This is a genomic window from Streptomyces sp. NBC_01689 (genome assembly GCF_036250675.1).
Taxonomy (GTDB): domain Bacteria; phylum Actinomycetota; class Actinomycetes; order Streptomycetales; family Streptomycetaceae; genus Streptomyces.
This window is the reverse complement of the sequence record NZ_CP109592.1, coordinates 8,832,482-8,858,863: the sequence shown is the minus strand read 5'-3', so window position 1 is coordinate 8,858,863 and position 26,382 is coordinate 8,832,482. Positions and strand designations below refer to the sequence as shown.

At 71.0% G+C, this 26,382-nt stretch carries 25 protein-coding genes and 1 pseudogene; 16 read left to right on the top strand and 10 right to left on the bottom strand.

What is annotated here, in order from left to right:
* Positions 1 to 10: 10 nt before the first annotated feature.
* From OG776_RS38035 to OG776_RS38025, 3 genes are all read left to right on the top strand, one after another.
* Positions 11 to 472 carry a winged helix-turn-helix transcriptional regulator gene (locus OG776_RS38035; protein WP_222723904.1) on the top strand — a complete coding sequence of 154 codons (462 nt, stop codon included), beginning with the start codon at positions 11 to 13 and terminating at the stop codon, positions 470 to 472.
* A gap of 221 nt (positions 473 to 693) precedes the next feature.
* On the top strand, positions 694 to 939 hold the full coding sequence (locus OG776_RS38030; protein ID WP_222723879.1) for an SDR family oxidoreductase: 246 nt from the start codon (positions 694 to 696) through the stop codon (positions 937 to 939).
* A 237-nt stretch (positions 940 to 1,176) separates the two neighbouring features.
* The gene (locus OG776_RS38025) at positions 1,177 to 2,577 is read left to right on the top strand and encodes a pyridoxal phosphate-dependent decarboxylase family protein (RefSeq protein WP_148014470.1); all 1,401 of its coding nucleotides are present in this window, start codon (positions 1,177 to 1,179) and stop codon (positions 2,575 to 2,577) included.
* Positions 2,578 to 2,698: 121 nt separating this feature from the next.
* On the opposite strand, the gene OG776_RS38020 is transcribed toward OG776_RS38025, so the two are convergent.
* Complete coding sequence (locus OG776_RS38020; RefSeq protein ID WP_148014471.1) at positions 2,699 to 3,586, bottom strand: NmrA family NAD(P)-binding protein; 888 nt, start codon at positions 3,584 to 3,586, stop codon at positions 2,699 to 2,701.
* A gap of 230 nt (positions 3,587 to 3,816) precedes the next feature.
* Between OG776_RS38020 and OG776_RS38015 the strand changes: the two genes are divergently transcribed.
* On the top strand, positions 3,817 to 4,110 hold the full coding sequence (locus tag OG776_RS38015; RefSeq protein ID WP_148014472.1) for an ArsR/SmtB family transcription factor: 294 nt from the start codon (positions 3,817 to 3,819) through the stop codon (positions 4,108 to 4,110).
* On the top strand, positions 4,107 to 4,493 hold the full coding sequence (locus tag OG776_RS38010; protein ID WP_148014473.1) for a VOC family protein: 387 nt from the start codon (positions 4,107 to 4,109) through the stop codon (positions 4,491 to 4,493). Before OG776_RS38015 ends, OG776_RS38010 begins: the two co-directional genes overlap by 4 nt.
* A 123-nt stretch (positions 4,494 to 4,616) precedes the next feature.
* On the opposite strand, the gene OG776_RS38005 is transcribed toward OG776_RS38010, so the two are convergent.
* Complete coding sequence (locus tag OG776_RS38005) at positions 4,617 to 5,186, bottom strand: TetR/AcrR family transcriptional regulator (RefSeq protein ID WP_148014474.1); 570 nt, start codon at positions 5,184 to 5,186, stop codon at positions 4,617 to 4,619.
* Positions 5,187 to 5,753: 567 nt separating this feature from the next.
* Between OG776_RS38005 and OG776_RS38000 the strand changes: the two genes are divergently transcribed.
* The 3 genes from OG776_RS38000 to OG776_RS37990 all read left to right on the top strand — a co-directional run bounded on the left by OG776_RS38000 (position 5,754) and on the right by OG776_RS37990 (position 8,109).
* Positions 5,754 to 6,974, top strand: coding sequence for a PP2C family protein-serine/threonine phosphatase (locus tag OG776_RS38000; RefSeq protein ID WP_329323348.1), 1,221 nt, complete (start codon positions 5,754 to 5,756; stop codon positions 6,972 to 6,974).
* A 155-nt stretch (positions 6,975 to 7,129) separates the two neighbouring features.
* Positions 7,130 to 7,525 carry a hypothetical protein gene (locus tag OG776_RS37995; RefSeq protein ID WP_148014476.1) on the top strand — a complete coding sequence of 132 codons (396 nt, stop codon included), beginning with the start codon at positions 7,130 to 7,132 and terminating at the stop codon, positions 7,523 to 7,525.
* Between the two features lie 80 nt (positions 7,526 to 7,605).
* Positions 7,606 to 8,109: an HIT family protein gene (locus OG776_RS37990; RefSeq protein ID WP_148014477.1), complete on the top strand. Its 504-nt coding sequence runs from the start codon at positions 7,606 to 7,608 to the stop codon at positions 8,107 to 8,109.
* Positions 8,110 to 8,187: 78 nt separating this feature from the next.
* On the opposite strand, the gene OG776_RS37985 is transcribed toward OG776_RS37990, so the two are convergent.
* Positions 8,188 to 9,012 carry an alpha/beta fold hydrolase gene (locus tag OG776_RS37985; RefSeq protein WP_148014478.1) on the bottom strand — a complete coding sequence of 275 codons (825 nt, stop codon included), beginning with the start codon at positions 9,010 to 9,012 and terminating at the stop codon, positions 8,188 to 8,190.
* Between the two features lie 112 nt (positions 9,013 to 9,124).
* On the opposite strand from OG776_RS37985, the pseudogene OG776_RS37980 reads away from it, so the two are divergent.
* Together OG776_RS37980 and OG776_RS37975 are read left to right on the top strand one after the other, a co-directional pair.
* Positions 9,125 to 9,541: pseudogene (locus OG776_RS37980) on the top strand (MarR family winged helix-turn-helix transcriptional regulator); the annotation flags it as partial.
* Positions 9,542 to 9,957: 416 nt separating this feature from the next.
* The gene (locus tag OG776_RS37975) at positions 9,958 to 10,992 is read left to right on the top strand and encodes a C40 family peptidase (RefSeq protein WP_329323347.1); all 1,035 of its coding nucleotides are present in this window, start codon (positions 9,958 to 9,960) and stop codon (positions 10,990 to 10,992) included.
* Positions 10,993 to 11,008: 16 nt separating this feature from the next.
* Here the strand turns inward: OG776_RS37975 and OG776_RS37970 are convergent, their stop codons facing one another.
* Entirely contained in the window at positions 11,009 to 11,404 is a 396-nt protein-coding gene (locus OG776_RS37970; RefSeq protein ID WP_261995053.1) for a hypothetical protein, read from the bottom strand.
* 226 nt (positions 11,405 to 11,630) lie between these two features.
* Positions 11,631 to 12,140, bottom strand: a complete 510-nt coding sequence (locus tag OG776_RS37965; RefSeq protein ID WP_148014481.1) for an ATP-binding protein — start codon at positions 12,138 to 12,140, stop codon at positions 11,631 to 11,633.
* A 319-nt stretch (positions 12,141 to 12,459) separates the two neighbouring features.
* On the opposite strand from OG776_RS37965, the gene OG776_RS37960 reads away from it, so the two are divergent.
* The gene (locus OG776_RS37960) at positions 12,460 to 13,833 is read left to right on the top strand and encodes an FAD-dependent oxidoreductase (RefSeq protein ID WP_329323346.1); all 1,374 of its coding nucleotides are present in this window, start codon (positions 12,460 to 12,462) and stop codon (positions 13,831 to 13,833) included.
* 274 nt (positions 13,834 to 14,107) lie between these two features.
* Here the strand turns inward: OG776_RS37960 and OG776_RS37955 are convergent, their stop codons facing one another.
* Positions 14,108 to 14,383 (bottom strand): helix-turn-helix domain-containing protein, encoded by a 276-nt coding sequence (locus OG776_RS37955; protein ID WP_148014483.1) that lies wholly within the window; start codon positions 14,381 to 14,383, stop codon positions 14,108 to 14,110.
* A 62-nt stretch (positions 14,384 to 14,445) separates the two neighbouring features.
* Between OG776_RS37955 and map the strand changes: the two genes are divergently transcribed.
* Positions 14,446 to 15,213, top strand: coding sequence for a type I methionyl aminopeptidase (gene map, locus OG776_RS37950; protein ID WP_148014484.1), 768 nt, complete (start codon positions 14,446 to 14,448; stop codon positions 15,211 to 15,213).
* A gap of 115 nt (positions 15,214 to 15,328) precedes the next feature.
* Here map and OG776_RS37945 read toward each other — a convergent pair whose 3' ends face one another.
* On the bottom strand, positions 15,329 to 16,732 hold the full coding sequence (locus OG776_RS37945) for a hypothetical protein (RefSeq protein ID WP_329323344.1): 1,404 nt from the start codon (positions 16,730 to 16,732) through the stop codon (positions 15,329 to 15,331).
* Between the two features lie 430 nt (positions 16,733 to 17,162).
* Between OG776_RS37945 and OG776_RS37940 the strand changes: the two genes are divergently transcribed.
* Complete coding sequence (locus tag OG776_RS37940; RefSeq protein ID WP_329323343.1) at positions 17,163 to 17,687, top strand: hypothetical protein; 525 nt, start codon at positions 17,163 to 17,165, stop codon at positions 17,685 to 17,687.
* 30 nt (positions 17,688 to 17,717) lie between these two features.
* Here the strand turns inward: OG776_RS37940 and OG776_RS37935 are convergent, their stop codons facing one another.
* The 3 genes from OG776_RS37935 to OG776_RS37925 all read right to left on the bottom strand — a co-directional run bounded on the left by OG776_RS37935 (position 17,718) and on the right by OG776_RS37925 (position 21,869).
* Entirely contained in the window at positions 17,718 to 19,115 is a 1,398-nt protein-coding gene (locus OG776_RS37935; protein WP_329326599.1) for an FAD-binding oxidoreductase, read from the bottom strand.
* 110 nt (positions 19,116 to 19,225) lie between these two features.
* Positions 19,226 to 21,349 (bottom strand): glycogen debranching protein GlgX, encoded by a 2,124-nt coding sequence (gene glgX / locus OG776_RS37930; RefSeq protein WP_148014488.1) that lies wholly within the window; start codon positions 21,347 to 21,349, stop codon positions 19,226 to 19,228.
* 4 nt (positions 21,350 to 21,353) lie between these two features.
* Positions 21,354 to 21,869, bottom strand: coding sequence for a pep a2 (locus OG776_RS37925; protein ID WP_148014489.1), 516 nt, complete (start codon positions 21,867 to 21,869; stop codon positions 21,354 to 21,356).
* 314 nt (positions 21,870 to 22,183) lie between these two features.
* Between OG776_RS37925 and OG776_RS37920 the strand changes: the two genes are divergently transcribed.
* The 3 genes from OG776_RS37920 to treS all read left to right on the top strand — a co-directional run bounded on the left by OG776_RS37920 (position 22,184) and on the right by treS (position 26,361).
* Positions 22,184 to 22,552: a DUF5133 domain-containing protein gene (locus OG776_RS37920; protein ID WP_148014490.1), complete on the top strand. Its 369-nt coding sequence runs from the start codon at positions 22,184 to 22,186 to the stop codon at positions 22,550 to 22,552.
* Between the two features lie 72 nt (positions 22,553 to 22,624).
* The gene (locus OG776_RS37915) at positions 22,625 to 24,643 is read left to right on the top strand and encodes an alpha-1,4-glucan--maltose-1-phosphate maltosyltransferase (protein ID WP_443077392.1); all 2,019 of its coding nucleotides are present in this window, start codon (positions 22,625 to 22,627) and stop codon (positions 24,641 to 24,643) included.
* Complete coding sequence (treS, locus tag OG776_RS37910) at positions 24,640 to 26,361, top strand: maltose alpha-D-glucosyltransferase (RefSeq protein WP_329323340.1); 1,722 nt, start codon at positions 24,640 to 24,642, stop codon at positions 26,359 to 26,361. Before OG776_RS37915 ends, treS begins: the two co-directional genes overlap by 4 nt.
* Positions 26,362 to 26,382 lie beyond the last annotated feature (21 nt).

The following is a 26,382-nucleotide window of genomic DNA, read 5'->3' as shown; positions in this document are numbered from 1 at the left end:
CCCTAACAGGGTGAGTCCAGAATCGATACCCACCCCTCGGCAGTGCTCGATGAGCGACGCCCTCGAGATCCTCGGCGACCGCTACTCACTGCCCTTGCTCCGCGAACTGCTCTACGGCTTCCACCGCTTCTCCGACCTGGCCAAGCTCACCGGCGCCCCGCGCACCCTGCTGTCCGGACGTCTGCGCCGGCTCGAGGAAGCCGGGGTCATCGTGCGGCGGCAGTATTCGGAGCGCCCGGCACGTTTCGAGTACCACCTCACCCAGGCCGGAGTGGACCTCGTCCCGGTGATCCTCACGCTGAAGGACTGGGGTGAGCGCCACACCGGCGACCAGGAGCCCAAAGCCGTGTTCCGGCACCACTGCGGCGCCGAACTGCATCCGCTGACGACCTGCGCCGGCTGCCACGAGGAGATCCGCCCCGGAGAGTTCGACGTGGCGGGCGGCACGCACCCGCCGGTACTGCAGGGTTAAGCACTTCCCCCCACCTCGGCCCCGCCACCGGCCTCCGGAAGCCGGAACCGCCGCCCCCCGTACCACCACGCACCCCCGCCCCGCGCACAACGACGCGCGGCAGAAGGGCACTTGGGTGCGGGGGATCGGCATGGACCGCGAAGCGGCCGTCCGCGGCCTCACGCCACGCCCGGACCGCGACCGGCCGGCCCCGCGCCCGGCCGCACCAAGAGGAGGCAACCATGCCGGCTGACACCAGGACCGTCCTGATCTCGGGGGCGACGGGGAACACGGGACGGGCGGCGGTGCGCGCATCGCTCGCGCTGGGGATGAACGTCCGTGCGCTCGTGCACCGCATCGACGAGCGGTCGGACGCCCTGGCGGAGTCGGGGGCGGAGATCGTGACGGGCGACCTGCTGGACATCAACTCCCTCCGCCCCGCGATGGAGGGGACCGCGTACCTCGTGTGCCGGTCCAGCCGCACCTGATCCACACCGCCGTCAACTTCGCCCGGGCGGCGAAGGAGACGGGCGTCGGCACGGTGATCAACCTCTCGCAGCGTTTGAAGGGAACGAGGACGACGGTGCCGGACCGGCGGGGTGTCCCCGGCCGGCCGGGGACACCCCCGGCGAGCCTCGCCCGGCCAGGGCCCGGCGGCGCCCGTTCCACCCGCACACTGAACAGCCCGGACACGCCCACAGCGCCGCACACGTCGAAGGATCCCCATGCATCCCACACTCGCCGCGGACCACGCCCGTCTCGCGGAGTTGCTCCAGTCCGTTCACGCCCTCGCCGCACGGGAGTTGGCCGGTCTGGACGAGCGGCCCGCCTGGCAGCCCCACCCCGCACCGGCGCCGGAACCGCTGCCCGCCGAAGGGTCGGGCACCCAGGGCGCGCTCGACCGGTTCGCCGAGCGATGGGCTCCCGGATTCTCCGGCAGCGCCGGTCCTCGCTACCTGGGATTCGTGACCGGCGGCGCGACGCCTGCCTCGATCGCGGCGGACTGGCTCACCAGCGTCTACGACCAGAACGCGGGTGGCAGCGGCGGCTCCTCCGCGGCCGCGCTCGAGCGCCAGACACTGACCTGGCTGCGCGAACTGTTCGGTCTCGGCGACGCCCACAGCGGGGCCTTCGTCACGGGCTCGACCATGTCGAACACCGTGGGGCTGGCCGTCGCGCGCGAGTGGTTGGGTGAACAGCGCGACGTATCCGTCTCGGAGGACGGAGCGGCCGCGCTCGGTCCGGTCACCGTACTGTCCGGAGCGCCGCACTCGAGCATCACGAAGGCCTCGTCCGTCCTGGGATTCGGCCGCGCCGCCGTGCGCCGGACGCCCCTCCTGCCCGGCAACCGCGAGGCCGTGGACGTCACGGCGCTCGCCCGCGAACTGGCGGAACTGGACGGCCGCCCGGCCGTCGTGGTCGCCAACCTCGGAACCGTCGACACGGTCGACTTCGACGACCTGCGTGCCATCGCCGCCCTGAAGGAGCGCTACGGCTTCTGGCTCCACGCGGACGCCGCCTTCGGCGCCTTCGCCGCGCTGCTCCCCTCGCACGCGCACCTCACCGACGGCCTCGATCTCGCCGACTCCGTCTGCGTGGACCTGCACAAGTGGTTCAACGTCCCTTATGACAACGCCGTCCTGTTCACACGGCGGCAGGACCTCCAGGTCCGGGTTTTCCACAACTCCTCGCCCTACCTGGGCCTTCCCGCCCTGCCCGACCCGGACTTCCTGCATCTGACACCGGAGAACTCCCGTCGGCTGCGCGCCTTGACGGCATGGTTCTCCCTGGTCGCCTACGGGCGCGAGGGCCACCGCGAGATCGTCGCCCGGAACATCGCGGCCGCCGCCGGCCTCGGCGACGCCCTCGCCGAGGTCCCGCATCTGCGCCTGCTCGCGCCCGTCCGGCTCAACGTGGTCTGCTTCACCCTCGCCGGCTCCCCCACCCCGGAGGCCGTCCGAGCAGCCGTCGACGCCGTCGCCGCCACCGGCGAAGCCTTCGTCACGCCCACCTCGTACCGAGGTGTGCCCGCCCTGCGCGCCGCCTTCAGCAACTGGCGCACGACACCGGCGGACACGGAACGGGCGCTCGCGGCGATCACGGAAGCCACCCTGCCCACGGCGTGACCGGTGCCGACGGCGTGAACGGTCCGCACCTGGTGAACGGTGCCCGCTGCGGACCGCCGGATGCTGCGGCTGCGGACACTCAGGCGCACGGAGCGCCTGGCGTCCGGTACGGATCCGGTCGTCACGCGGCCTTGGTCGCGTAAGGGAGTTCGAACAGCGAACGGTGCTCCTCGAGGAAGTCCTGGACCGTCTGGAGAGGCCGGCCGGTGATATGGGCGGCGGTGTCGGTCACGCCCGCCAGCCGGCCTTCCTGCTGGTCGATGGTGACCGCCTCGAAATGCCTCAGCTTGGCCATGTCGTCCGGGATGCCGATCAGTTCCAGGAAGGTCGCGACCGTGACCCGTTCGAACGGCAGCTCCCGGCCCAGCACACGGCTCACCTCGGCCGCGAGTTCTTCGTGGCTGTACTCGACCGGGCCGGTGAGCGTCAGCGCCTGGCCGGCGTGCTCCGCCGGGTCGGTGAACAGCTTGGCGGCGGTCAGGGCGATGTCGTGGCCGGTGATCGGGGCGAAGCGGCTGTCCGCGTCGAAGGGCATGACGTAGCGGCCGTAGCGGATCTGCCCGGAGATGTAGAGCAGCCACTGGGTGAAGAACGTGATCCGCAGGTGGGTGGTGGGCACTCCGGACCAGGTGAAGACCTGCTCGGACAGCCAGTGGTTCTGCGTCGCCTTGCTGCGCGCGTCGGGACGCGACTGGATGTGAGACATGTTCACCACGTACTCCAGATCCTGCTCCTTGGCGGCCTGCGCGAACATCACCGCGGCTTCCACCAGGCCCTCCCCGACCGGGTAGTTGAAGTACGCGCGCCGCACACCCCGCAGGGCCACGCGGACGTCACGGAGGTTGAGGAGGTCACCGATGACGACCTCGGCTCCCCTGTCGCGCAGCCGCTGCGCCCGTTCGTCGTCCGTGCGGACCATCGCCCGCACCTGGAAGCCCTCGTCGATCAGGTGGTCCACCATCGGCCGGCCGGTCTCACCGGCGGCCGTCGTGATCAGAATCGTGGTCATGGTCGCTTCCTCGCCGTGTCCTTGGGGTCCCCGGCCAAATCCCGTGGGATCGCCGGTGGAGGCGCTTCGGTCACGCCCTGCCGCCACGTCGTCGGCCGGTCCGGTCACTGGGTGAATCCCGGCCTGACGAGGCGACCCATCTTAGATTACTACTGTCATCTAAGATGGGCAAACGACACCCCGGCACCCGTCACTTGATAGGCAAGCCGTCACTTGCCTATGGTGAGGTCATGGCGGACGACGTCTTCAAGGCGCTGGCCGACCCCACCCGCCGGCGCATCCTCGACGAGCTGGCGGAACGGAGCGGCCAGTCCCTGTTCGAGATCTGTGCGCGGTTGACGACCAAGCACGGCCTGGGGCTGTCCCGCCAGGGAGTCAGCCAGCACCTCGCCGTACTGGAAGCCGCCGGCCTGGTCCGGACACGCCGCGAGGGCCGTTACAAATTCCACGACCTGAACACCGAACCGCTTGAGCGCATGATGACCCGCTGGCTCAGGCCCGACGCGCCGGAGAACACCCCATGAAGATCAATCTCACCAGCGTCTTCGTCGACGACCAGGACAAGGCGCTGCGCTTCTACACCGAGGTGCTGGGCTTCGTGAAGAAGACCGAGGTCCCACTCGGAGAGCACCGGTGGCTGACCGTCGTGTCGCCCGAGCAGCCCGACGGAACGGAACTCGTCCTCGAACCCGACGGCCACCCCGCGGTCAAGCCGTACACGGAGGCACTGGTCCACGACGGGATCCCCGCCACCTCCTTCGCGGTGGACGACGTGCGTGCCGAGTTCGATCGACTGCGTGGCCTCGGCGTGCACTTCACCCAGGAGCCGGTGGAGATGGGTCCGGTCATCACCGCGGTCCTCGACGACACCTGCGGCAACCTCATCCAGATCGCCCAGTACAAGTAGCGTCCACGGTGCGGGCGGCACGGGGAGCCCGGTGCGCCGCCCCGACCGCGACAGGCCGTGGGGCGCTCCGCGGCCGCCGGCACCGAAGGTCGGTCCCCGGGCACCTCCCTCGATTCCCGATGCCTACGCCAGGGACTCACCGACGGATTCACGGGCCGTCCGCAGGATCTCGTCCGACAACTCGGTGGAGGACGTGGCCCGCGCCAGCAGGATCGCCCCCACCAGGGTGCACGTGGCGAGAAGGCCGTCGTCCTCACCCTCGGCCATCCAGTCCGCGAACCGCCGCACCCCCTCGGCGTAGGTCCGCTGCGAGGTGACGTTCCCCTCGTACGCGGCCTGCGCCAGGGCGCCGGCGAACCCGGCGGACGGACACCCCGTCCCCGGCTCGTCGCGGTGCTCGGGCGAGAGGTACTCCTCCACCATGACCCTGCGCGCGTCGGCCCGGTCGGGATGCCCCGCGTCCAGACCCGCCAGATAGGCGTCCCTGTCGAGGAACGCCCGCTCGGCGGCCTCGGTCACCAACGCCTCCTTCGAGGCGAACTGCTTGTAGAACCCGCCGTGCGTCAGTCCGACCGCCTTCATCAGGTCGGCCACGCTGACGCCCTGGACACCCCGCTCACGAAAGAGCCGCGCCGCCGCGGCGACCACACCGGCCCGGTTCTCCTCGGCCTGAACCCTGGAAACACGGCTCATGCGAGCACCCACCCTTCCGGTTACATGGTGACTGACATCTATAATAGGGCATCCTCGTCACCGGCCTGAACGGTGACATGCGGCGACCTTGACCCTTCGAACAAAACAGACTTTCTTGCGTAAATCCGACCCTCGGTTCTACTCTGGGCCAGACTGAGGCTCAGCACGCCGGAGGCATGCCGGACCGCCGATAGTCGACGGCCCCGCGCGGGGCAGGCGCGACCTGCCACAGCCGGCGTCACCCTGCCTCGCAAGGGCGTTCGCCCCCACCCGAGCGGTCCGTCGGCCGCCCCCGAGCCACGGTGCGGGACGATCGCCGCGGTTCACGTGTCCTGAGGATCGACACAGCGGAGACATAGATGGTGAAACATGCTGGGCAACGTCGTAGGCAGAGTCCGCAAGCGCCGCTCTGAGCACCGCCGGAGCCACCCGGGGACCACTCGCTCCGACGAGGCCGGGGGAGGGCGCGTACGAGCCGACCGTTCTCCGCGCCCCGCCCGCATGACGCAGAACACCACCCCTCCCCGCACGGCGCGATCGGCTCGGATCAGGGCCGCGGGGCACGCCGTGACCGCGAGCCGCTACGGCCCGTTCCTCTTCGCGATCGCCATGATCGCCGCGATCCTGGGCTTCGGCTTCATGCTGCCGACGTCGGAACACCTGGGTTCCCTCATGGCCACGGTTCCCGCGGCGACGGCCGCCCTCGCCGGAGCACGCGTCACCACGGCGGTTGCCGGCCTCTCGTGCGGGGCCTGCGTCCTGCTCGACGGGCATGACGGACTCATCGGCACCTCGACGTTCGTCGTGCATCTCGTGGCGATCGCCCTCGTCTCGCTGTGCGTCATCACCTTCCGCACGCTGCGGGAACGGTCCACCCGGGAACTGCTCGGAGTCCGGGCCGTCGCCGAGGCGGTCCAGCGGGTCCTGATTCGTCCGCTGCCCCCGTCCATCGGTGCGCTGCGCATCCGGGCGGAGTACCGGGCCTCCCACCCCCAGGCCCACGTGGGGGGCGACCTGTACGCGGTCGCCTGCGCCGACGGAACCGTCCGCTTCCTGATCGGCGACGTCAAGGGGAAGGGCCTCGCGGCCGTGGACGACGCGGCCGCACTGCTCGGGGCGTTCCGCAGTTCGGCCCGCCGGACGCGGTCCCTGGCCGAGCTGATGGCCCTCCTCGACGAAGCCGTGCTGGCGCACTTCGAAGAGGTGGCGGTCACCGACCCCGACGCCGCCGAACGCTTCATCACCGCGCTCCTGCTGGAGATTCCCGCCGACGGTTCGTACGTGAGGATGATCAACTGCGGACACCCTCCCCCGTTGCTGGTCGAGAAGGACACGGTCCGGTCCGTTCCGACCGGGCGCCCCGCGCCACCCCTCGGGCTGAACTCCAGCGGCGCACCGGGTTACGTCACGACGGAGCTCCCCCTGGCCGAGGAAGCACTGTTGCTCCTCTACACCGACGGTGTCATCGAGGCGCGCGACCACAAAGGCACCTTCTTCGACCTCGAAGCCCGGATCGCCACGTGGCCGGGCAGGGAGCCCGACGGGTTCCTGCCGTACATCCTCGACGGTCTCAGCGCTCACGTGGGCGGGAACACGCGCCTCGACGACGACGCCGCCATGGTCACGGTCCAACGCCTGCGCAACGGTGCCGTCCGGAGGCAGCACGACGGCAGGGACGAAACGCCGTCCACCCTGAAGGACGGCACCCGGACCACGAGATCGTTCCCGGCCCCGGCCGCTCCCCCACTCCCCGTGACGGACCTGACCGGCGCCCCGGGGACACCGTGACGAACCCGCCCGGTGCCCGGCAGGCGCTGTGACAGGGGTTCTCGTGCCACCATGGACACAGGGGGACCCGGCCTCAGGAACCCTTCCGTAGGGATGCCTCAACTACCGTGCGCCGGGCCGGTCTTCCCCCTCGGCCGCAAACGGGGGGAGACGGCATGACCAGCGACGGACGTGACGGGCTGTTCTTCATCGGATGGCTCCTGACCGGGGCCGGCTACCTGTTCGCCCTGCTGACCGTGCTGTCGATCGGGATCTTCATCCTCCCGATCCCCCTGATCGCCACCGTGGTGCTCGCGACGCGACGCGCGGCCCCGCGCTGCATGCTCGGCCTGGTGTCGAGCGCGAGCCTGCCGCTGTTCCTTCTCACCTACCTCAACCGGAACGGCCCGGGCACTCACTGCACCGCCTCTGCCGGCGGCAGCAGCTGCACCGAGGGGCTGCTCGACCCATGGATCCTTCTGGCCTTCGGCATTGTCGTCCTCGCCGCCGGGATCGCGCTGTTCCGGTTCAGGAGAACGGGTCCCGGCCCGGGTTCCGCGATCCCTCACTGAGGGTGTCCTCTCCGGGACGCCCCGAACCGCGCGGCGGAGCACCATCGTCCGGCTGCGATCCGGTTCTACGCTCTCTGTTCATGGCGACTCCCGATTGCTATGCGTGCGGCCAGGAGGCGGAGTTCGACGACCTCCCGCCACGCGAGCGTGTGGTCCACGACGAACTCTGGCGGGTGGCCCACGCGTTCGGTACGTCGGTACGTGGCTGGCTGGTCCTGCTCCCGCGCCGCCACGTCACCGCGGTTCATGACCTCACCGACGCCGAAGCCGCCTCCCTCGGGGTGTGGCAGGTCAGGCTGTCCCGGGCGCTGCGGGGCGTGACGGGTTGCGGCAAGACCTACGTCGTGCAGTTCGCCGAGGCGGAAGGCTTCGCGCACGTCCACTTCCACCTCGTACCGCGCATGGCCGACCTCCGGCCGGAGCACCGTGGGCCGGGCGTCTTCGAGCTGCTCCGGGGACCGGAGGAGGGCCGGGTGACACCTGGACAGGCGGACCGGGTGGCCCGCTCGCTGCGCGCCGCCCTGCGCCCGGCGCCTCTCCCCGGCGACACGTACCGGCGCGGCCGGGGGCACCGACCGGGGTGAGGAGTCCCTCCGGAGGACGTACGGAAGCGGGCGGCCGGCGCCCGGTCGCGCCCCGGCGGGGTCACGAGCCGGGGCGGCTCACCGGTCCAGGCCGCGGACGAAGTCCGTGACGATACGCGTGTACTCGTCGGGGTGGTCGAGGTTGGGGAAGTGCGCGGCGTCGTCGATCGCGGTCATCCGCCCCCGTGGAGCGGTGCGGGCGACGGACTCGGCCAGGGCTCGCAGCTCGGGAGCGTCCTGCGCGCCGTTGAGCGCCAGCACGGGGACCGCGATGCGGTCGGCGCGGGCGTCGAGGTCCCGCACCGGGATGTGGTGATCGGGTTCGTCGAGCGTGTGCTTGCCGATGGTGCGCAGACGCATCGCCCGCAGCTTGGCGTAGGTCTCGGAGCGGACGGCGTCACGCGGGCGCTCGGGGCCGTGCACCCAGGAGTCGGAGGTGTCCTGCCATCGCTCGATGTCGCCGGCGGCCAGTGCCTCGAACTGCGCGGCCTGGGCCTGCTGAGACCACGGCTCGGTGAACTCGCGGGCGTCGCCACCCCCACCGGAGACGACCAGCGCGCGGACCAGTCCAGGGTGTTCCAGCGCGGTTCCGACCGCGATGGTCGCGCCCATGGAGACACCGACCAGGACCGCGGGGCCGGTGTCCAGGTGGCGAAGGAGGTCCGCGAGGTCGTCGACCTGCCGGAAGGGGCGGCTCGCGTTGGCGGACCGTCCGTGGCCGCGGGCGTCCGGCGCGACGACGCGGAACTCCCGGGCGAGGACCGGTATCTGCGCGTCCCACATGGTGTGGTCGACGTAACCCGCGTGCAGCAGGACGACAGGGCGACCCGTACCGCCGGTGTCGCGGTAGGCGAGCTCGCCGTCGGAGGTGGCGAGGGAGTGGAGGCCGTGCACTGCATTCATGACAACCAAGTTGTCATGAATGCAGTGACATGACAACCCAGTTGTCATCTACCATCGACGGGTGTCTGCTCCGGAAAGCCCGCTGCCCCCCGACGAGGCCGGTTCGCGGTTGATGGAAGTCTTCGCCCTGGTCGGACCGCTCTACCGGCGCGTTCACCGCAAGGTGGAACAGGAGGCCGCCCGGCGGGGCCTGTCCGTGGGGGTGCGCGCGGTGCTCGACCTCCTGCGCGAGCACGGACCGATGACGGTTCCCGACATGGGGCGAGCGCAGTCGATCAGCCGCCAGTTCGTCCAGCGGATGGTCAACGACGCCGCGGCGAACGCCCTGGTGGAGGCCGTCCCGAATCCGGCGCACGCCCGGTCCTCCCTGATCCGGCTGACGGACACCGGCCGCACCGCGATCGAGGCGGTCGTCGCCCAGGAGCACGCGGTACTGCGCACGGCGGCGGCCGACCTCACCACCGGGGACGTGGACACCTGCGTACGAGTCCTCAGCCGGATGCTCACCCTGTTCGACGACGTCGACGTCGTCGGCGACCAGGGCCCGGACCGCACCACCGGGTCACCCGGTCCGAGCCGCACCGCACCCCCGGACGAGGACCCCGCCCAATCGGGCTGACACACCCACCAAGTCCACGAGTTCCACCACGAAGACGCCTCCGAACGGCACACACCGCGTTCGCTCGGCGACTCAAAGTATCCGACGCCTCACGCGACGCTCTCGCCCGTCGGGCACGGCGGATCACCACACCGCGACGGGAGCCACGCTTCGCCTCCGCCGTCCAACGATTCCCTCGCACAACGCCACTTGCCCTGATCACGACCGGGTCACTAGAGTGCGGTTCCGAACCTTTGCTCGGGTGTTCGCTCGTTGGGAGTGACGGCGGAGGGGCACCGCCCGTCGGCGTCTCGGCAGGCGGCTGGAGGAAGAAGGAGCTCGCCTTCGTGGCGTCCCACCGTCGACCCAAGCAGCCGAGCCGCACCCGCGTGACCGTGCTCACCACCGCCGCCGCGGCAGCCGTGGCCCTCAGCGCCAACGCCGCCAACGCCGCGCCCAGCGAGAAGCCGAGCAAGGACCAGGTCAAGGCGAAGGTCGACGCCCTCTACGAGCAGGCGGAGAAGGCCACCGAGAAGCTGGACGGGGCCAAGGAGAAGCAGGACACGCTGGAGAAGCAGATCAGCGCCCTGCAGGACAACGTCGCCCGCGGCCAGGAGGAGCTCAACGAGCTGCGTGACGGCCTGGGTTCGATGGCCAGCGCCCAGTACCGCACCGGCGGCATCGACCCGTCCGTGGCGCTCTTCCTCTCCTCGAACCCGGACGACTACCTGGACAAGGCGTCCGCGATGGACCAGCTGAGCGGTCAGCAGGTCGAGGCGCTGAAGAAGGTCCAGGAGAAGCAGCGCGAACTCGCCCAGCAGCGCCAGGAAGCGTCCGCGAAGCTCAAGGACCTCTCCGACACGCGCGCGGAGCTCAAGAAGAAGAAGCAGGAAGTCCAGGGCAAGCTCGCCTCCGCGCAGAAGCTGCTCAACTCCCTGACGGCCAAGGAGAAGGCGGCGCTGGCCGCGCAGGAGCAGGACCGCGCCACCCGGGCCAGCCAGCGCGTCGACCTCGGCAACTCCAAGGCCGCCTCCGGGCGGGCCGGCGCCGCGTTCGCCGCCGCTCAGAGCGTGATCGGCTCCCCGTACGTCTACGGCGCCACCGGCCCCGGCAGCTTCGACTGCTCCGGCCTCACCTCCTGGGCCTACGCCCAGGCCGGCGTCTCCATCCCGCGCACCTCCGAGGCACAGGCGAACGCGGGCACCCGCATCTACTCGCAGAGTGCCCTGCAGGTCGGCGACCTGGTCATCTTCTACGGGGACTACCACCACGTCGGCCTGTACGCGGGCAACGGCCAGGTGCTGCACGCCCCGCACACCGGCGCGTCCGTCCGCTACGAGGCGATCGGCAACATGCCGTTCCAGTTCGGCGTCCGTATCTGACCGGAAGGCTCGGCCCTCAGGTCTGGCACTGCCTCGTGGACGCGGGGGACCAATTGCTCCACGCGGCGCCGTCGGCCCGAGCGTGCACCCGGATCTCCACCTTCACGGGGCCGCACACCCGGGTGGTGCTTCCTACTTCGACCGGTCCGACCGACTCTCCCGCGCGGACATGGGCGCGACCGCTGCCCACCTTCACCCAGTGGCCGCCGTCGACCACGCGGAAGAAGGCCTCGTAGGCGATGTTCAGCGCTCTCGGCCCGGTGTTGCGGGCGTTGATATGGGCCGTGATCTCCCGGGTCATGACTCTGCCGACGGATCCCCGCTGGGCACTGACGCAGCCGTTGACGACCACCCGGCCGGTCGCCACGCCTCCGCCGCAGGCGATCGCCGCGGCGTGAGCCCCGACGGACATGGCCGGCATGATGAGCGCGACCGCGCTCAGAACCGTTCCGACACGCCTCAACCGCACTGCCTCGTCCCTCCGTCAGGCCTTCTTCCTTGAAGAGACCATGACTCGCCTCGGGGGCGTGGCGGGCGGATACCTCGGACTCTTCACCCTCATGGGTCCCGGTATGCGTTGATATGACTGGCACTCACGCGTTCTTGGGTGTCCGGCCGCCGGACACCAGCACGGTCCCTCAGGTCATCCCGTGGACCACCAGCGTGAACCACACCTTCTTTCCCGTGGTGCCCGGGTCGGGCGGTGCGATGCCCCAGTCGTCGGTGAGCGCGGCCACGATGGCGAGGCCGCGCCCCGACTCCGCCGCCGGGTCCGTCGTACGGGGCCGCGGCGCGACACAGGAGCGGTCGGCGACCGTCACGCGCAGTTCGTGCCCGGTGCGTTCGAGGGTGACCGTGACCGTGTCGGCGGGGTCCGGACTGCCGTGTCCGACCGCGTTGGCGAACAGTTCCCCGGTGGCGAGGACAGCGTTGTCCAGAGGCTCGGGAGGCAGCCGCAGACCGGTGAGACACGCGGCGACCATCGTCCGTACGCAGGCCGCGCGCGAGGCCTGCGCGGGGACCGTGGTCCGCAGGAGACGAGGCGCCACCGCCGGGTCGCCGGACCGGACCGCGCGGTCGGCCGGAGGACCGGACGCCACGGGAGTGCCGCGCGGCGGCTCGTGGCGCGGAGTTCCGGACGCGGTCATCGATCCTCCTCCGCGCGCAGCTCGGGTGGGGGACGTGTGCGGTGGCTGCTCCAGCAGCCAACAGCCCGCGGGCACGGGCCTGCAAGGGGGCAGCGGGGTTGTCCGGTTGCGGGTCCGTAGTGGTGCGGTAGGTATGTTCGAGCACGCCCGGGTGGACAAGGAGGGGCCCAGTGACCGGGCCGGCGCCGCCGGACCAGCCGTTGACGAGATGCGTCCGTCCGTCTCGCCCTTTGCGGACAACTTCCCTGCCCCACCGCCGAGATGGCCAAGATCGCGGAGCGGTAGGCTCGTTGCGCAACACGACGCGAAAGGAAGCTCAGTGGCGCGGGTTGCGGTGATCGGTGGAGGTATCAGCGGGCTGGGGACGGCGCTCATGCTCGGCCGACGGGGCCATCCGGTCACGTTGTTCGAGCAGGACGCGAGACAGGCCGGGGAGGATCTGGACGGGGACTTCTTCCACTGGCACAGGCCTCGTACCCCGCAGGCCGTCCAGCCCCACTCGCTCCTCGCACCGGTGCGCACCGTCCTGCGCGCCGAGGCCCCCGACGTGTACGCGGACCTGTTGACGCGCGGAGCCCGGGAGTACCACGAGTTCGACTGGTTCGGTGAGCACCCGCCGCACCGCGACGGCGACGACGACCTGGTGACCCTGCGCAGCCGCCGCATCGTGCTGGAGGCCGCCCTGACCGCCGCCGTGCGGCGGGAACCCACCGTTGTCGTGCGGCGGGGCTGCAGGGTGCGCGGTCTCACCCTGCGGGAGGGCCGTCCCCCACGGGTCACCGGCGTACGGGTCGGGGCGGAGACCCTCCGGGCGGACCTCGTCGTCGACGCGTCCGGGCGTCGCTCGGCGGTTCCCGACTGGCTGGTCGCGGCCGGTTGCCGCCCGCCGGTGGTCGACAGCCATCGCACCGGGATCGCCTATCTGTGCCGCTGGTACCGCCTGCGGGCGGAGGGTCCGCGTCACCCGGGACGGGTGAAGAACGGTTCGACGGCGGCGTTCGCGCTGGCGGGTGTCTTCCCTTCCGACAACGACACGTTCGCGGTGAGTCTGGTGCTGTCCACAGGGGATCCGACCCGTGGCGCGCTCACCGACCCCGCCGTGTTCGAGGCCGCCGCCCGCCGTTTCCCGGCCACCGCCGCCTGGCTCGCGCTGGACCCCGAGCCGCAGTCGGCCGTCCTGCCGATGGCCGGTCTGGACAACCGCTGGACGGCCCTCGTCGACGACGAAGGTCCTGTCGTCACCGGCCTGGTCAACGCCGGGGACAGCCTCATCCACACCAATCCCACCTTCGGTCATGGCGTGGCCCTCGGCCTGCGCGCCGCCCAGCACCTCGCCGTCCACGCCGACCGGATCGCCGAGGACCCCCTCGCCCATCACACCTGGGCGACGCGGACCCTGCGCCCGTGGTTCGACGCGCAGGTGACCGCCGACCGGGCCGACGAGCGACGTCTCGCCGGGAGTCCGCCACCCCTGGACCGGCGGGCCGCCGCCCGGGCCGTCTGCGCCTTCGAGGACCCCGTCGTCATGAGGGCCCGGGCGCAGGTGCGCCATCTCCTGCTGCCCGCCCAGGACGCGTACGGCACCGACGAGGTGGACCGTCACGTCACCGCCTGGCTCGCCGCGCACCCGGACTTCACGCCGGGTCACGACGGACCGACCCGCGACGAGTGGGAGACGCTCGTCCCGCGCTGAGCGCCTGCCCGGCACCGCGTCGCCGGCCCGCGTCCGCGTCGGACCGCGGGGCACCCACCGTTCAGGGGCCCTGCTCCACAAGGGCGTGGAGTCCGTTCACAAGGGCGGTGGGTCCGGGCCACAGCCCCCGCGTCGGATCGGAACGAGTCGAGTCACGTCGCGTCGGATCGACTCGTATCACGTCGAGTCACGTCACGTCGGATCGATTCATGCCCGTCACGTCGCGTCGCCGCGGCGACCACCCGGCTCCCCCGGCGGCGGACGCGGGACCGGGTCACGCCGACATGGCCTGCTCGCCGTCCCCGGAGTCCTCCGCGCAGGCGACGGCCAGATCGTCGAGCGACAGGTGCAGGGCGTGCGCCAGGGCCGCCACGGTGAAGAAGGCCGGGGTCGGGGCGCGGCCGGTCTCGATCTTGCGGAGGGTCTCGGCGGACACACCGGCCGCCGCCGCCACGTCGACCATGCTGCGGTCGCCGCGGGCCTCGCGCAGCAGCGCGCCGAAGCGCTCTCCGCGCTCCCGCTCCTGAGGGGTCAAGGGAACTCTCACCATACTCGTGATACTAATACCGGTATAAGTATTGGACATCACCGCATCGCGAGGAGTCACGGACCATGGTGGAGATCAAGACCGACACGGCACTGGAGGCCATGCGGGAAGCCGGGCGCGTCGTGGCCGACGCGCTCGCGGCAGCCCGCGCCACCGCGGCCGTGGGCGTACGGCTGCGGGAGCTCGACGAGGCCGCCCGCGCCGTTCTCACCGAGGCCGGCGCGAGCTCGCCGTTCCTCGGCTACCAGCCCTCCTTCGCCCCCGTCCCCTTCCCCGCCGTGATCTGCGCGTCCGTCAACGACGCCGTCGCGCACGGCATCCCCGGCGACTACCGCCTGCGCGACGGCGACCTGGTCAGCGTCGACTGCGGGGCCGAGCTCGACGGCTGGACCGGCGACGCCGCGGTCAGCTTCACCGTCGGCACCCCCCGCCCCGCCGACCTCGAACTGATCGCCGCGACCCAGCAGGCCCTGGACGCGGGCATCGCCGCCGCCACCGTGGGCCACCGGATCGGGGACATCTCCCACGCCATCGCCACGGTCGCGGGCAAGGCGGCCTGCGGCATGCCGGCCGACTTCGGCGGCCACGGCATCGGCCGCCGGATGCACGAGGACCCGCACGTCCCCAATCACGGACGGCCCGGCCGCGGCTTCCCCTTGCGCCACGGCCTCACGCTCGCCCTCGAACCGATGCTCATGGCCGGCGGACGCGACGCCTACTTCACCGACTCCGACGGATGGACCCTGCGCACGATCGACGGCAGCCGGGCCGCTCACATCGAACACACCATCGCAGTCACCGAGGACGGACCCCGCGTCCTCACCCTGCCCTGACCCCGGATCCGCACCCGCCCGGCAGCCGGACTCCTCCGTCGTGCCCGCCGATCACCGGCCGTCGTGCCCGCCGATCACCGGCCGCCGGAGCCACCGGGCACGCCGGGCCCCCGGGTCAGGCCACCGCTCCGAGGACCCCCCGGGACCTGCGCTCGAAGTCCTGCACCAGAGGTTCGTGACGGCGGGGCTCCAGACGTCTGCGGAAGTCGCGCAGTGCCTGGATCGACCGTTCACTGTGCACGGAACTGAGGGTGTCGAGCGCCTCGGTGGCGGTGCCGACCGCTTCGTCGAGCCGGTCCTGCTGCAGATGGGCGGTGGCCAGGACGGACCGGCTGATGGCCTGGCGCCTGCGCCGGTCGGCGTCGGCGCCCAGTGACTCGCTCGCCGTGCGCTCCGCTTCCGCGGCCAGGCCGAGATCACGGAAACAGAGCGCGGACTCGGCCTGGAGGTAGTGATGGTCGAGATAGCGCACCCATACGGATTCCTGGGCGGCCCCCCGGCTCACCGCCAGCTGCCGATCCGCCAGCCCCAGCGCCTCGGACGTCTCCCCCGCGTGCCCCTGGGCCGCGTGACCGCGCGCCGCCATGGCGTACAGCCTCATCAGTCCGAGCGGGCTGCCCGAGCCCTTCGCGGTGGCGACGCCCGCCCGGGCCAGCGCCACCCCCTCGTCGGGGCGGCCGAGGCTGGTCGCCAGATGGGAGAGCCCGGCCAGTATCTGACCCCCCAGGACGCGGTCACCTCCCTCGGCGCACAGGCGCAGCCCCTGGGTCATGTAGCGCTGCGCGAGGCCGTACTCCCCCGCGTCGTACGAGCTCCAGCCGGCCATCGCGGCCAGGCGCGCGGCGGCGGCGTACAACTGGCGCCGCAGGGACGGTGGTGTGCCACGGCGCTGGAGCATGGGCACGACCTCGGTGGAGAGGTAGTGCACGATGCTGGTGCGGACCCCGCCGCCGCCGAAGTGGTTGTCCATCCGGTCGAACATCGAGATCATCGCGTGCACCTGCTCGACCGGACCACCGCCGGCCGGCGACGTGGACCTCGGGTCTTCCCGGTGCTCCGACAGCCACAACAGCCAGTCGCGCTGGGGTCCCGTCAGCGCGGCGGCGACGAACGGGACCGGGCCGAGGAGGCTGCGCCGCGAGATGTCGGTGGATCCCAGTTCGGCCAGGGTGTGCAGGGTCTCCGCCACGTCCTCGCCGTAGCGGAGCGCCCGGCCGGCGACCGGACGCCGCTGTTCGGAGTGGAAGCCGAGTTCGGCGGGCGACAAGGGACGGCCGCACCGCTCGGACAGTACCGCGGCGATCAACCCCGGTGTGGTGCCACGTGGTTGCTGGCCCTGTAACCAGCGGGTGACCGAGGCCTTGTCGTAGTTGGAGTCGATGCCCTGGCGGCGGCCCAGTTCGTTGACCCGCAGGGCGAGCGAGGCGTACGAGCAGCCCGCGTCCCTCAGCGCGGCCGCGAGGGCCTTGTTGGCCCCGGCGGTGGCCTTGGCCGTGCCCCTTGGTCGTCCGTCGGTCACGGTGGCGCTCCAGGTCTCGCGTCACGATCGTCCGTGATGCCGCATCCCCTCCGCCGGACGGTCGACGTGTCGACCGATTCCCTTGTGGAACAGCAGAGTTGAGTAGCCGTCACCGACCTCTCCGCAGCGGGTCACCCGATCACTATGGTCTCCGCCGGGCTGGACACGCAACCGGCCTCTCATCCATTCCCCGCCCGGCTCGCGACACCGGTACGGCCGGCCCCGCGAACCCGCGCCGGTGCCACACCGGTCACAGAGGGACGAGCACCTCACCGCACCGGGCACGCCGACGGCGACCGCACCACTACGCCCGCACAACCGCACAGCCGACGCGCGCACTCCCGCCGTACGGGACGCCCAGGGACACTGGGGACATCGGTCCTCCTGGAGGGAGCGGCATGCGCACCGGCCCCTGTCCCGAGGTGCGGGGATGACCCTCCACCGGGCTCCGCAGCAGCCCCTCCACCCAGCTCTCCGCCTGGCCCTCGCACGGTGCCGCACCCTGGTCGTCGAGGGCCCGGACGGCATCGGCCGGGGCGCCCTGATCGCCGAACTGGCCCGCCAGGGGTTCCTCGTCCGGCGGGCGAGCGGTCCCCTGCACCATGTCGACCCCACCCAGCCGTACCGTGAACTCCTGGCCGCGCCAGGCCGGTTGGCCGTGGACGGGAGCCTGGTGCACGAGCTGGTCTACGGACCGCTGCGCCGCGGTCGCTCCCGGGTGACCTGGATCCAGGCCCTCGACTTCGCCGAGGCGGTGGCCGAACGCGACGGCGCCGTCCTCCATGTGACGGGCGCGAGGGACGACGCCGAGGCCGTGGAGGGGTACGAACGTGCCCTGGGCACCCTCGGGCAGCACGTCCCCGTCATCACCCTCGACGCCCGGAGCGTCGGTCTCCCGGTACGCGGACCCGCCCACACGTCCGCCGGCGACCCGCGACGCCCGCCGGGGAGTTGACGGCCGGCCGGCGTCCCGGAGCACCGGAGGTCAGTCGCCCTGCACCGGGCGGATGTTCTGGTTGACGCGAAAGAGGTTGGCCGGGTCGTAGGCGGCCTTGGTCCGGGCCAGGCGGGGGTGGTTCCCGCGGTAGCCGGCCCGTACCCTCTCCTGCCCTTCGTCCATCATCATGTTCACGTAGGCGCCGCCCGCGGAGTACGGGTGCAGGGCGTCGGAGTACTCGACGCTCCAGTTCCTCACCAGTTCCGCGTTGGCCGGGTCGGAGTCGACGCCCGCGAAGACGGAGGCCCAGCCCGTGTCGCGGTAGCCCCACGCGGTGTCCGTCGGCGCGAGGTCGTGGACGGCGCCGTCGATCGGGTACAGATGCATCCCCGACTTCCAGGTCGGCGGCTCCGCGCCGAACCGGGCGTGCAGCGCGACGGCTTCGGCGGGGATCTCGTCGACGAAGTCCGCGCGCCAGTACCACTGGTCGCCCGGGGGATAGACCGCGTCGAAGGCGGTCTGCAGGACGGGGTGCGGCATGGGCGCCGGTGCGTGCAGCAGCGGCGCGGGCAGCGCGGCGAGCAGGGGCGCCGTCTGCGCCGCCATGCGTGCCGCGTCGTCCCCGACGCGGCACCACATCACGCCGCATATCCTGCGCAGGCGGAGCTCCTCGGGGAACGGCGGGGCGGGCGGGACGGAGCCGAAGAGGAAGAAGCCGTTCAGCTCGCGGGGTGCGTGCGGGATGAAGTCGCGGTAGGCGGTCAGCACCTCGGCCCCGAGTTCGGCGGGCCAGAAGGTGGGACCTGCGACCACGGTGCCCACCTCGTGCAGCCGGAACAGGAACGAGGTGACGACTCCGAAGTTGCCGCCGCCACCCCGGATCGCCCAGTACAGATCGGGGTTCTCGGTGTCGCTCGCCCGCACCCGTTCGCCGCTCGCCAGGACGAGGTCGGCCGCCAGCAGGTTGTCCACGGTCAGTCCGTGGGCGCGGGTGAGATGTCCGAGGCCACCGCCCAGCGTGAGCCCGCCGACTCCGGTCGTGGAGACGATGCCGGCGGGGGTGGCCAGGCCGTACTCGTGGGTGGCGCGGTCGACCTCGCTCCACACGCACCCGCCGCCGACCCGTGCCGTACGGGCCTCGGGGTCGACCTCGACGCCCTTCATCGGCGCGAGGTCGAGGACCATGCCGTCGTCGCAGACCCCCAGTCCCGCGCCGTGGTGGCCCCCGCCGCGCACGGCGAGGACCAGCCCGTGGTCGCGGGCGAAGCCGACCACGGCGGAGACGTCGTCCGGACCGGTGCAGCGCGCCACCAGGGCGGGGCGCCGGTCGATCATCGCGTTGTAGACGGTGCGCGCCCGGTCGTACCCGGGGTCCTCGGGTCCGGTCAGCCGGCCCTCGAATCCGGTCAGCTCCTGTCGCGCCGCCTGTACCGGTGTGACGGTCATGCGCACCCCCGGGTCCGGGGACGGTTGCGGGACCCCGGCGGACGGGGTCGTCGTTCCAGTGTCCCTCCGACGGGTGAGCCGCGCGCGTTCCGCTCCGGTTCCCGCCCGCCTCAGCCGCCGGTGCCCGTCCGGGGGGACCTGGAGAGCAGCAGCAGACTGCGCGCTTCGAGACGTACGTCGGTGTCGGCCTTGCGTTCCCGTTCGTCGGGGAGGGCCGCCGGATCGGCGGTGTCGATCCGTGCCGTCCACCGTTCGCCGTACTCGGTGCCCGGAAGACGGAAGACGACGGGTTCCCAGTAGCTGTTCAGGAGCAGCAGGAAGGAGTCGTCGACCACCGGGCCGCCGTACGGGTCGGGCTCGGCGATCGCGTCACCGTTGAGGAACACGGTGAGGGCGTGCGCGTCGGCGCGCCGCCAGTCCGCGTCCGTCATCTCCCGGGCGTCCGGTCGCAGCCACACCAGATCGGGCAGCGGCTGATCCGCGTGGGTGACCGTGTCACCGAGGAAGAAGCGACGGCGGCGCAGCACGGGGTGGGCGGCGCGCAGGGCGACGGCGCGCCGGGTGAACTCGACGAGTTCGCGCTGCTCGTCGTCCAGCCGCCAGTCGATCCAGGAGAGTTCGTTGTCCTGGCAGTAGGCGTTGTTGTTGCCCTGCTGGGTGCGGCCCAGTTCGTCGCCGTGCGCGAGCATCGGGATGCCCTGGGAGAGCAGCAGGGTGGCGAGGAGGTTGCGCTGCTGGCGGGCCCGGAGTTCGAGGATCGCCTCGTCGTCGGTGGGACCCTCGGCACCGCAGTTCCAGGAACGGTTGACGCTCTCGCCGTCCCGGTTGCCCTCGCCGTTGGCCTCGTTGTGCTTGTCGTCGTACGAGACCAGGTCGCGCAGGGTGAAGCCGTCGTGCGCGGTGACGAAGTTGATTCCCGCGCGCGGCCGGCGCCGGTCGTGCTGGTAGAGGTCGGCGGAACCGGTGAGGCGGGAGGCGAACTCGCCGAGCGTGTGCTCGCCGGAGCGCCAGAAGTCCCGGACGGCGTCCCGGTACTTGCCGTTCCACTCGGACCACAGGGGCGGGAAGTTGCCGACCTGGTATCCGCCGTCGCCGAGGTCCCAGGGCTCGGCGATCAGTTTCACCCGGCCGACCACCGGGTCCTGCTGGATGAGGTCGAAGAACGCCGAGAGGCGGTCCACGTCGTGGAACTGCCGGGCGAGGGTGGCGGCGAGGTCGAAGCGGAAGCCGTCGACGTGCATCTCCGTCACCCAGTACCGCAGCGAGTCCATGATCAGCTGAAGGACGTTCGGGTGCCTCGTCAGCAGGCTGTTCCCGGTACCGGTGGTGTCGTAGTAGTGCGCCGCGTCCCCCTCCACCAGGCGGTAGTAGGAGGCGTTGTCGATGCCGCGGAAGGAGAGCGTGGGGCCGTTCTCGTTGCCCTCGGCGGTGTGGTTGTAGACGACGTCGAGGATGACTTCCAGGCCCGCCGAGTGCAGCGCCTTGACCATCGACTTGAACTCGGTGACCTGTTCTCCGCGGGTGCCGCTCGCGGCGTAGGCGTGGTGCGGCGCGAAGAAGCCGATCGTGTTGTAGCCCCAGTAGTTGGACAGACCCCGGTCGCGCAGGAACCCGTCCTGGGTGAACTGGTGCACCGGCATCAGCTCGACCGCGGTCACGCCCAGCGACGTCAGGTGCCCGACGACCGCCGGATGGGCCAGTCCCGCGTAGGTACCGCGCAGTTCCACGGGGACCTCGGGGTGGGTCCGGGTCAGGCCGCGCACATGGGCTTCGTAGATCACCGTCTCGGCGTACGGCCGCAGCGGCGGGCGGTCCTCACCCCAGTCGAAGGCAGGGTCGGTCACCACACCCAGCATGGTGTGCCCGGCGCTGTCCGCGGGATCGGGCCCGTCGGCGGCGCGCTCGTAGAGCGAGGCGTGGTTGTCGATCTGTCCGTCGACCGCTGTCGCGTACGGGTCGAGCAGCAGCTTCGCCGGGTTGCAGCGGTGTCCGGCCGCCGGGTCCCACGGTCCGTGGACCCGGTAGCCGTACCGCGTGCCCGGCCCGGCATCGGGCAGTCGGCAGTGCCACACGTAGCCGTCGACCTCGGTCATGGTGACGGTGCGCGAGGCACCGTCGTCATCCACGAGAACGAGGTCGACCCGTTCGGCGGCTTCGGTGAACAGGGCGAAGTTGGTGCCTTCGCCGTCGTATGACGCCCCGAGGGGGTACGGGCGTCCGGTCCAGGTACGCACGTGATCACCGTACGGTGATCACGGCTCCGGTGTCCTCCTGTGGCGCCGCGAAGGCGGGCACGGGAATCGACAGCGCCCGGGGTGCCCGGCACGCCTCCCGCAGGCTCGGCACGGGGCCGGCCGGTACCAGGGGGGCGCGTTCGGCGGAACGGGCCCGCCAGGAGAACCAGATGATCTTTCCGCCGGCGCCCGTCGCGCAGCAGCCCCAGTTGTCACTCAGGGCGGCGATGCGTGCGAGACAGCCCTGGGGCGCGTTGTGCGGGCCGATGTCCTGGTCGTTGTCGGACACGGCGGTGATGAGGTGCTTGCCGTTCCACCACATCTCGACGGTCGTGTTCTTGTCGGCCGAGTGCTGGGCGATGGTGTCCAGCAGTGCCTCGGCGCAGTGGCAGACGGACTCGACGAGGAACTCGAGGTTCCAGTACCGGAGATGGGCGGCCAGAATGCGTCTGACCTGACCCACTCGCTCCGGACTGACCTCGACGTCGAGGTGGTAGTAGGAGGGAACTGCAGGTTTCATCTTCGTTGGCTCCTCACCGGCGAAGCTCTCGCTCCGTCCCGCCCTTTGCGGGTGGGCCCCGGACACGAAGCGTGAGCGGTGGTCGCTCCTGAGTAAGTCCAAGGATGCGAGTGCTACTCCGTTCGTGCAACACGAGAGCGTTCCTGACGCCTCCCGTGGTGGTTGAAGAGCCAACAAGACGCTTTGTGGTGACACAGGCACCATGGGTGAGGGCGCCGGCCTCGATGACAGGCCGGTGCCTCTCTGTACACGCCCGCCCCGCACCAGCCGGACGGGCCCGTGCGCAGTCCTGGAGTGGAAAGGTGACCAGCGCCATGCTGCTGCCTGCCAAAACCGAGGTCGCCAGGCACCTGGAGCAATACCGGTCCTGGGAACGTCTGCTGCTCGTGGCCCCCATGGACCACGCGGTGCGGGGCAACTTCGAGAACGCGGGGTACACGCTGTGCGTCCTCATGGGGAAGCGGTGCGCGCGCGAGGCGGTGGACGCCGCCGAGCACTATCTGCGCGGCGGGCGGCGGGCCCCGGGCGACTCGCCGGCGACGCCCGCCCCCGTGGCGGCGCCGGCCTCGGCGACCACGTCCGTGACGGGCACACGCGGCAGGCGGACTCCCGGGGCGGTCACGGCCTTCCCGCCGCCCGAGCGGGCCGTACGGCCCGGGGCCGTCCCCGAGACGGGGCAGTGACAGGCGGTCGACGGGGCCGTCCCGGGCAATTCCGAACGACAGGCGCGATCGAGAACGGTGGAGGCGATGACCATGGACGCACATCCGGCCGACGGCCGTGACGCGATCGACCCCACGCCGATGGACCGGATCCCGGTCGTCGACGTCCACCCCGTCGTCGAGTGCGGGCGTCGCCCCGCCAAGGCGGTCCGCGGGGAGACCTTCCAGGTGACCGCCACCGTCTTCGGCGAAGGCCACGACGTGGTGGGTGCCAACGTCGTCCTGCGCGATCCGACCGGACTGGCCGGCCCCTGGACCCCGATGCGGGAACTCGCCCCCGGCACCGACCGCTGGGGCGCCGAGGTCACCCCCGGCTCCGTGGGTCACTGGACGTACCTGGTGGAGTCCTGGAGCGACCCGGTGGCCGCCTGGCGGCTGGCCGCCGGGGTCAAGGTCCCGGCGGACATCGACACGGGGCTGGTCCTGGAAGAGGGCGCCGCGCTGCACGAACGCGCCGCGGACGGTGTACCGGACCCGGCCGGGCGGTCGGCGGTGCGGGCCGCGGCCGAGGGCCTGCGCGACGTCTCGCGGTCACCGGCCGCCCGTCTGGCGGCGGCCCTGACCCCGGAGGTCGTCGCCGCCCTGTCGGCGCACCCGCTGCGCGAACGGGTCTCCCGCTCACTGCCGTTGCCGCTGCTCGTGGAGCGCGAGCGGGCGCTGTTCGGGTCCTGGTACGAGTTCTTCCCGCGCTCGGAGAGCGGGCAGCTGGACCCGCCGGTGCACGGCACCTTCCGCACCGCCGCCGAACGCCTGCCCGCCATCGCGGAGATGGGCTTCGACGTCGTCTACCTGCCACCGATCCACCCCATCGGGACGACCTTCCGCAAGGGACCCGACAACAGCCTGTCGGCGAGCCGTCAGGACGTCGGGGTGCCCTGGGCGATCGGCTCGCCCGAGGGCGGCCACGACGCGGTCCACCCCGACCTCGGGACCATCGACGACTTCGACGCGTTCGTCCGCCGGGCGGCGGACCTTCGCCTGGAGATCGCCCTCGACTTCGCGCTCCAGTGCTCCCCCGACCATCCGTGGGTGGAGAAGCACCCGGAGTGGTTCCGGCACCGCGCCGACGGCACGATCGCGTACGCGGAGAACCCGCCGAAGAAGTACCAGGACATCTACCCCGTCGCCTTCGACGAGGACATGCCCGGGCTGATCGCCGAGTGCGTGCGACTGCTGCGTTTCTGGATGGACCACGGGGTCCGGATCTTCCGCGTGGACAACCCGCACACCAAGCCGGTGGTCTTCTGGGAGCGGGTCATCGCCGAGATCAACCGCAGGGACCCGGACGTGATCTTCCTCGCCGAGGCGTTCACCCGGCCCGCCGTCATGGAGAGGCTGGCGACGGTCGGTTTCCAGCAGTCGTACACGTACTTCACCTGGCGCAACACCAAGCAGGAGCTGACCGACTACCTCACCGAACTGTCGGGCGAGTCGGCCGCGTTCATGCGGCCCAACCTGTTCGTCAACACCCCCGACATCCTGCCCGGCTACCTCCAGCACGGCGGCCGGCCGGCCTTCGAGGCCCGTGCCGTCCTGGCCGCCACCCTGTCACCCACCTGGGGTGTCTACGCCGGGTACGAACTGTGCGAGAACTCCGCGGCCGGGCCGGACAGCGAGGAGTACCTCGACTCGGAGAAGTACCAACTGCGCCCACGGGACTGGGAGTCGGCCGCGCGCGAGGGCAGGACGATCGCTCCGCTGATCACGCGCCTGAACCGTGTCCGAAGGCGCCACGGCGCTCTGCGCGCACTGCGCAACCTTCATTTCCACCGGGCTGACAACGATGCCTTGATCGCGTACAGCAAGCGCACCGGGCCGGACACGGTCGTCGTGGTGGTCAACCTCGACCCCCACCACACCCAGGAGGCCACGGTCTCGTTGGACATGCCGCGACTCGGCCTGGACGAGAACGAGCGCGTGCCGGTGCATGACGAGCTCACCGGCGAGACGTACTACTGGGGCAGAACCAACTTCGTACGACTGGAGCCGGGCAGTGCGCATGTGCTCGCGGTCGGGACGACACCGCAGATCGGAGGGTCACTCACCATATGATCATGAACGAGCCCGTACCGGACACCTTCGAGGACACTCCGGCCAAGGACCGCGACCCCGAATGGTTCAAACGCGCCGTCTTCTACGAGGTCCTGGTCCGCTCCTTCCAGGACAGCAACGGCGACGGCGTCGGTGACCTCAAGGGCCTCACCGCCAAGCTCGACTACCTGCAATGGCTCGGCGTCGACTGCCTCTGGCTGCCCCCGTTCTTCAAGTCCCCCCTGCGCGACGGCGGCTACGACGTCTCCGACTACACCGCCGTCCTGCCCGAGTTCGGCGACCTCGCCGACTTCGTCGAGTTCGTCGACGCCGCCCACCAACGCGGCATGCGCATCGTCATCGACTTCGTCATGAACCACACCAGCGACCAGCACCCGTGGTTCCAGGAGTCCCGCGCCCATCCCGACGGACCCTACGGCGACTACTACGTCTGGGCCGACGACGACAAGCAGTACCAGGACGCCCGGATCATCTTCGTCGACACCGAGGCCTCCAACTGGACCTTCGACCCGGTCCGTAAGCAGTACTACTGGCACCGCTTCTTCTCCCACCAGCCCGACCTCAACTACGAGAACCCCGCCGTGCAGGAAGAGATTCTGGCGGCCCTCCGCTTCTGGCTGGACCTCGGCATCGACGGCTTCCGCCTCGACGCCGTGCCCTACCTCTACCAAGTGGAAGGCACCAACTGCGAAAACCTTCCTGCCACGCACGAGTTCCTGAAGCGGGTCCGCAAGGAGATCGACACGCACTACCCGGACACGGTGCTGCTGGCCGAGGCGAACCAGTGGCCCGAGGACGTCGTCGACTACTTCGGCGACTTCCCCTCCGGCGGCGACGAATGCCACATGGCGTTCCACTTCCCCGTCATGCCCCGCATCTTCATGGCCGTACGCCGCGAGTCCCGCTACCCCGTCTCCGAGATCCTCGCCAAGACCCCCGCGATCCCCAGCAACTGCCAGTGGGGCATCTTCCTGCGCAACCACGACGAGCTCACCCTCGAAATGGTCACCGACGAAGAACGCGACTACATGTACGCGGAGTACGCCAAGGACCCGCGCATGCGCGCCAACATCGGCATCCGCCGCCGCCTGGCCCCCCTCCTCGACAACGACCGCAACCAGATCGAACTCTTCACCGCCCTGCTCCTGTCCCTGCCCGGCAGCCCGATCCTCTACTACGGCGACGAGATCGGCATGGGCGACAACATCTGGCTCGGCGACCGCGACGCCGTCCGCACCCCCATGCAGTGGACCCCCGACCGCAACGCCGGATTCTCCTCCAGCGACCCCGGCCGCCTCTTCCTCCCCACGATCATGGACCCCGTCTACGGCTACCAGGTCACCAACGTCGAAGCGTCCATGTCCTCCCCCTCGTCACTGCTGCACTGGACCCGCCGCATGATCGAGATCCGCAAACAGAACAAGGCCTTCGGCCTCGGCTCCTACACCGAACTCCCCTCCTCCAACCCCGCCGTCCTCGCCTTCCTGCGCGAGTATCAGGACGACTTGGTGCTCTGCGTGCACAACTTCTCGCGCTTCGCCCAGCCCACCGAACTCGACCTCCGCAGCTACGACGGCCGCCACCCCGTCGAACTCATCGGCGGCGTCCGCTTCCCCGCCATCGGTGAACTCCCCTATCTCCTCACCCTCGCAGGTCACGGCTTCTACTGGTTCCGGCTCCGCCGCGCGGTCACTCCGAGCATCGCCGCACGGTCCTGATCCGCCGCCCGGCCAAGTCCG

Bases quoted from the DNA above. Each gene is read 5' to 3' on its own strand.
- OG776_RS37925 (WP_148014489.1), bottom strand. From the start codon at position 21,869: ATGAAACCTGCAGTTCCCTCCTACTACCACCTCGACGTCGAGGTCAGT.
- OG776_RS38020 (WP_148014471.1), bottom strand. From the start codon at position 3,586: ATGACCACGATTCTGATCACGACGGCCGCCGGTGAGACCGGCCGGCCG.
- OG776_RS37990 (WP_148014477.1), top strand. From the start codon at position 7,606: ATGGCGACTCCCGATTGCTATGCGTGCGGCCAGGAGGCGGAGTTCGAC.
- map (WP_148014484.1), top strand. From the start codon at position 14,446: ATGGTGGAGATCAAGACCGACACGGCACTGGAGGCCATGCGGGAAGCC.
- OG776_RS37915 (WP_443077392.1), top strand. From the start codon at position 22,625: ATGGACGCACATCCGGCCGACGGCCGTGACGCGATCGACCCCACGCCG.
- OG776_RS37940 (WP_329323343.1), top strand. From the start codon at position 17,163: ATGACCCTCCACCGGGCTCCGCAGCAGCCCCTCCACCCAGCTCTCCGC.
- OG776_RS37985 (WP_148014478.1), bottom strand. From the start codon at position 9,012: ATGAATGCAGTGCACGGCCTCCACTCCCTCGCCACCTCCGACGGCGAG.
- OG776_RS37995 (WP_148014476.1), top strand. From the start codon at position 7,130: ATGACCAGCGACGGACGTGACGGGCTGTTCTTCATCGGATGGCTCCTG.
- OG776_RS38005 (WP_148014474.1), bottom strand. From the start codon at position 5,186: ATGAGCCGTGTTTCCAGGGTTCAGGCCGAGGAGAACCGGGCCGGTGTG.
- OG776_RS38025 (WP_148014470.1), top strand. From the start codon at position 1,177: ATGCATCCCACACTCGCCGCGGACCACGCCCGTCTCGCGGAGTTGCTC.
- OG776_RS37965 (WP_148014481.1), bottom strand. From the start codon at position 12,140: ATGACCGCGTCCGGAACTCCGCGCCACGAGCCGCCGCGCGGCACTCCC.
- OG776_RS38015 (WP_148014472.1), top strand. From the start codon at position 3,817: ATGGCGGACGACGTCTTCAAGGCGCTGGCCGACCCCACCCGCCGGCGC.
- OG776_RS38010 (WP_148014473.1), top strand. From the start codon at position 4,107: ATGAAGATCAATCTCACCAGCGTCTTCGTCGACGACCAGGACAAGGCG.
- OG776_RS37935 (WP_329326599.1), bottom strand. From the start codon at position 19,115: ATGACCGTCACACCGGTACAGGCGGCGCGACAGGAGCTGACCGGATTC.
- OG776_RS37920 (WP_148014490.1), top strand. From the start codon at position 22,184: ATGCTGCTGCCTGCCAAAACCGAGGTCGCCAGGCACCTGGAGCAATAC.
- treS (WP_329323340.1), top strand. From the start codon at position 24,640: ATGATCATGAACGAGCCCGTACCGGACACCTTCGAGGACACTCCGGCC.
- OG776_RS37970 (WP_261995053.1), bottom strand. From the start codon at position 11,404: ATGTCCGTCGGGGCTCACGCCGCGGCGATCGCCTGCGGCGGAGGCGTG.
- OG776_RS37955 (WP_148014483.1), bottom strand. From the start codon at position 14,383: ATGGTGAGAGTTCCCTTGACCCCTCAGGAGCGGGAGCGCGGAGAGCGC.
- OG776_RS38030 (WP_222723879.1), top strand. From the start codon at position 694: ATGCCGGCTGACACCAGGACCGTCCTGATCTCGGGGGCGACGGGGAAC.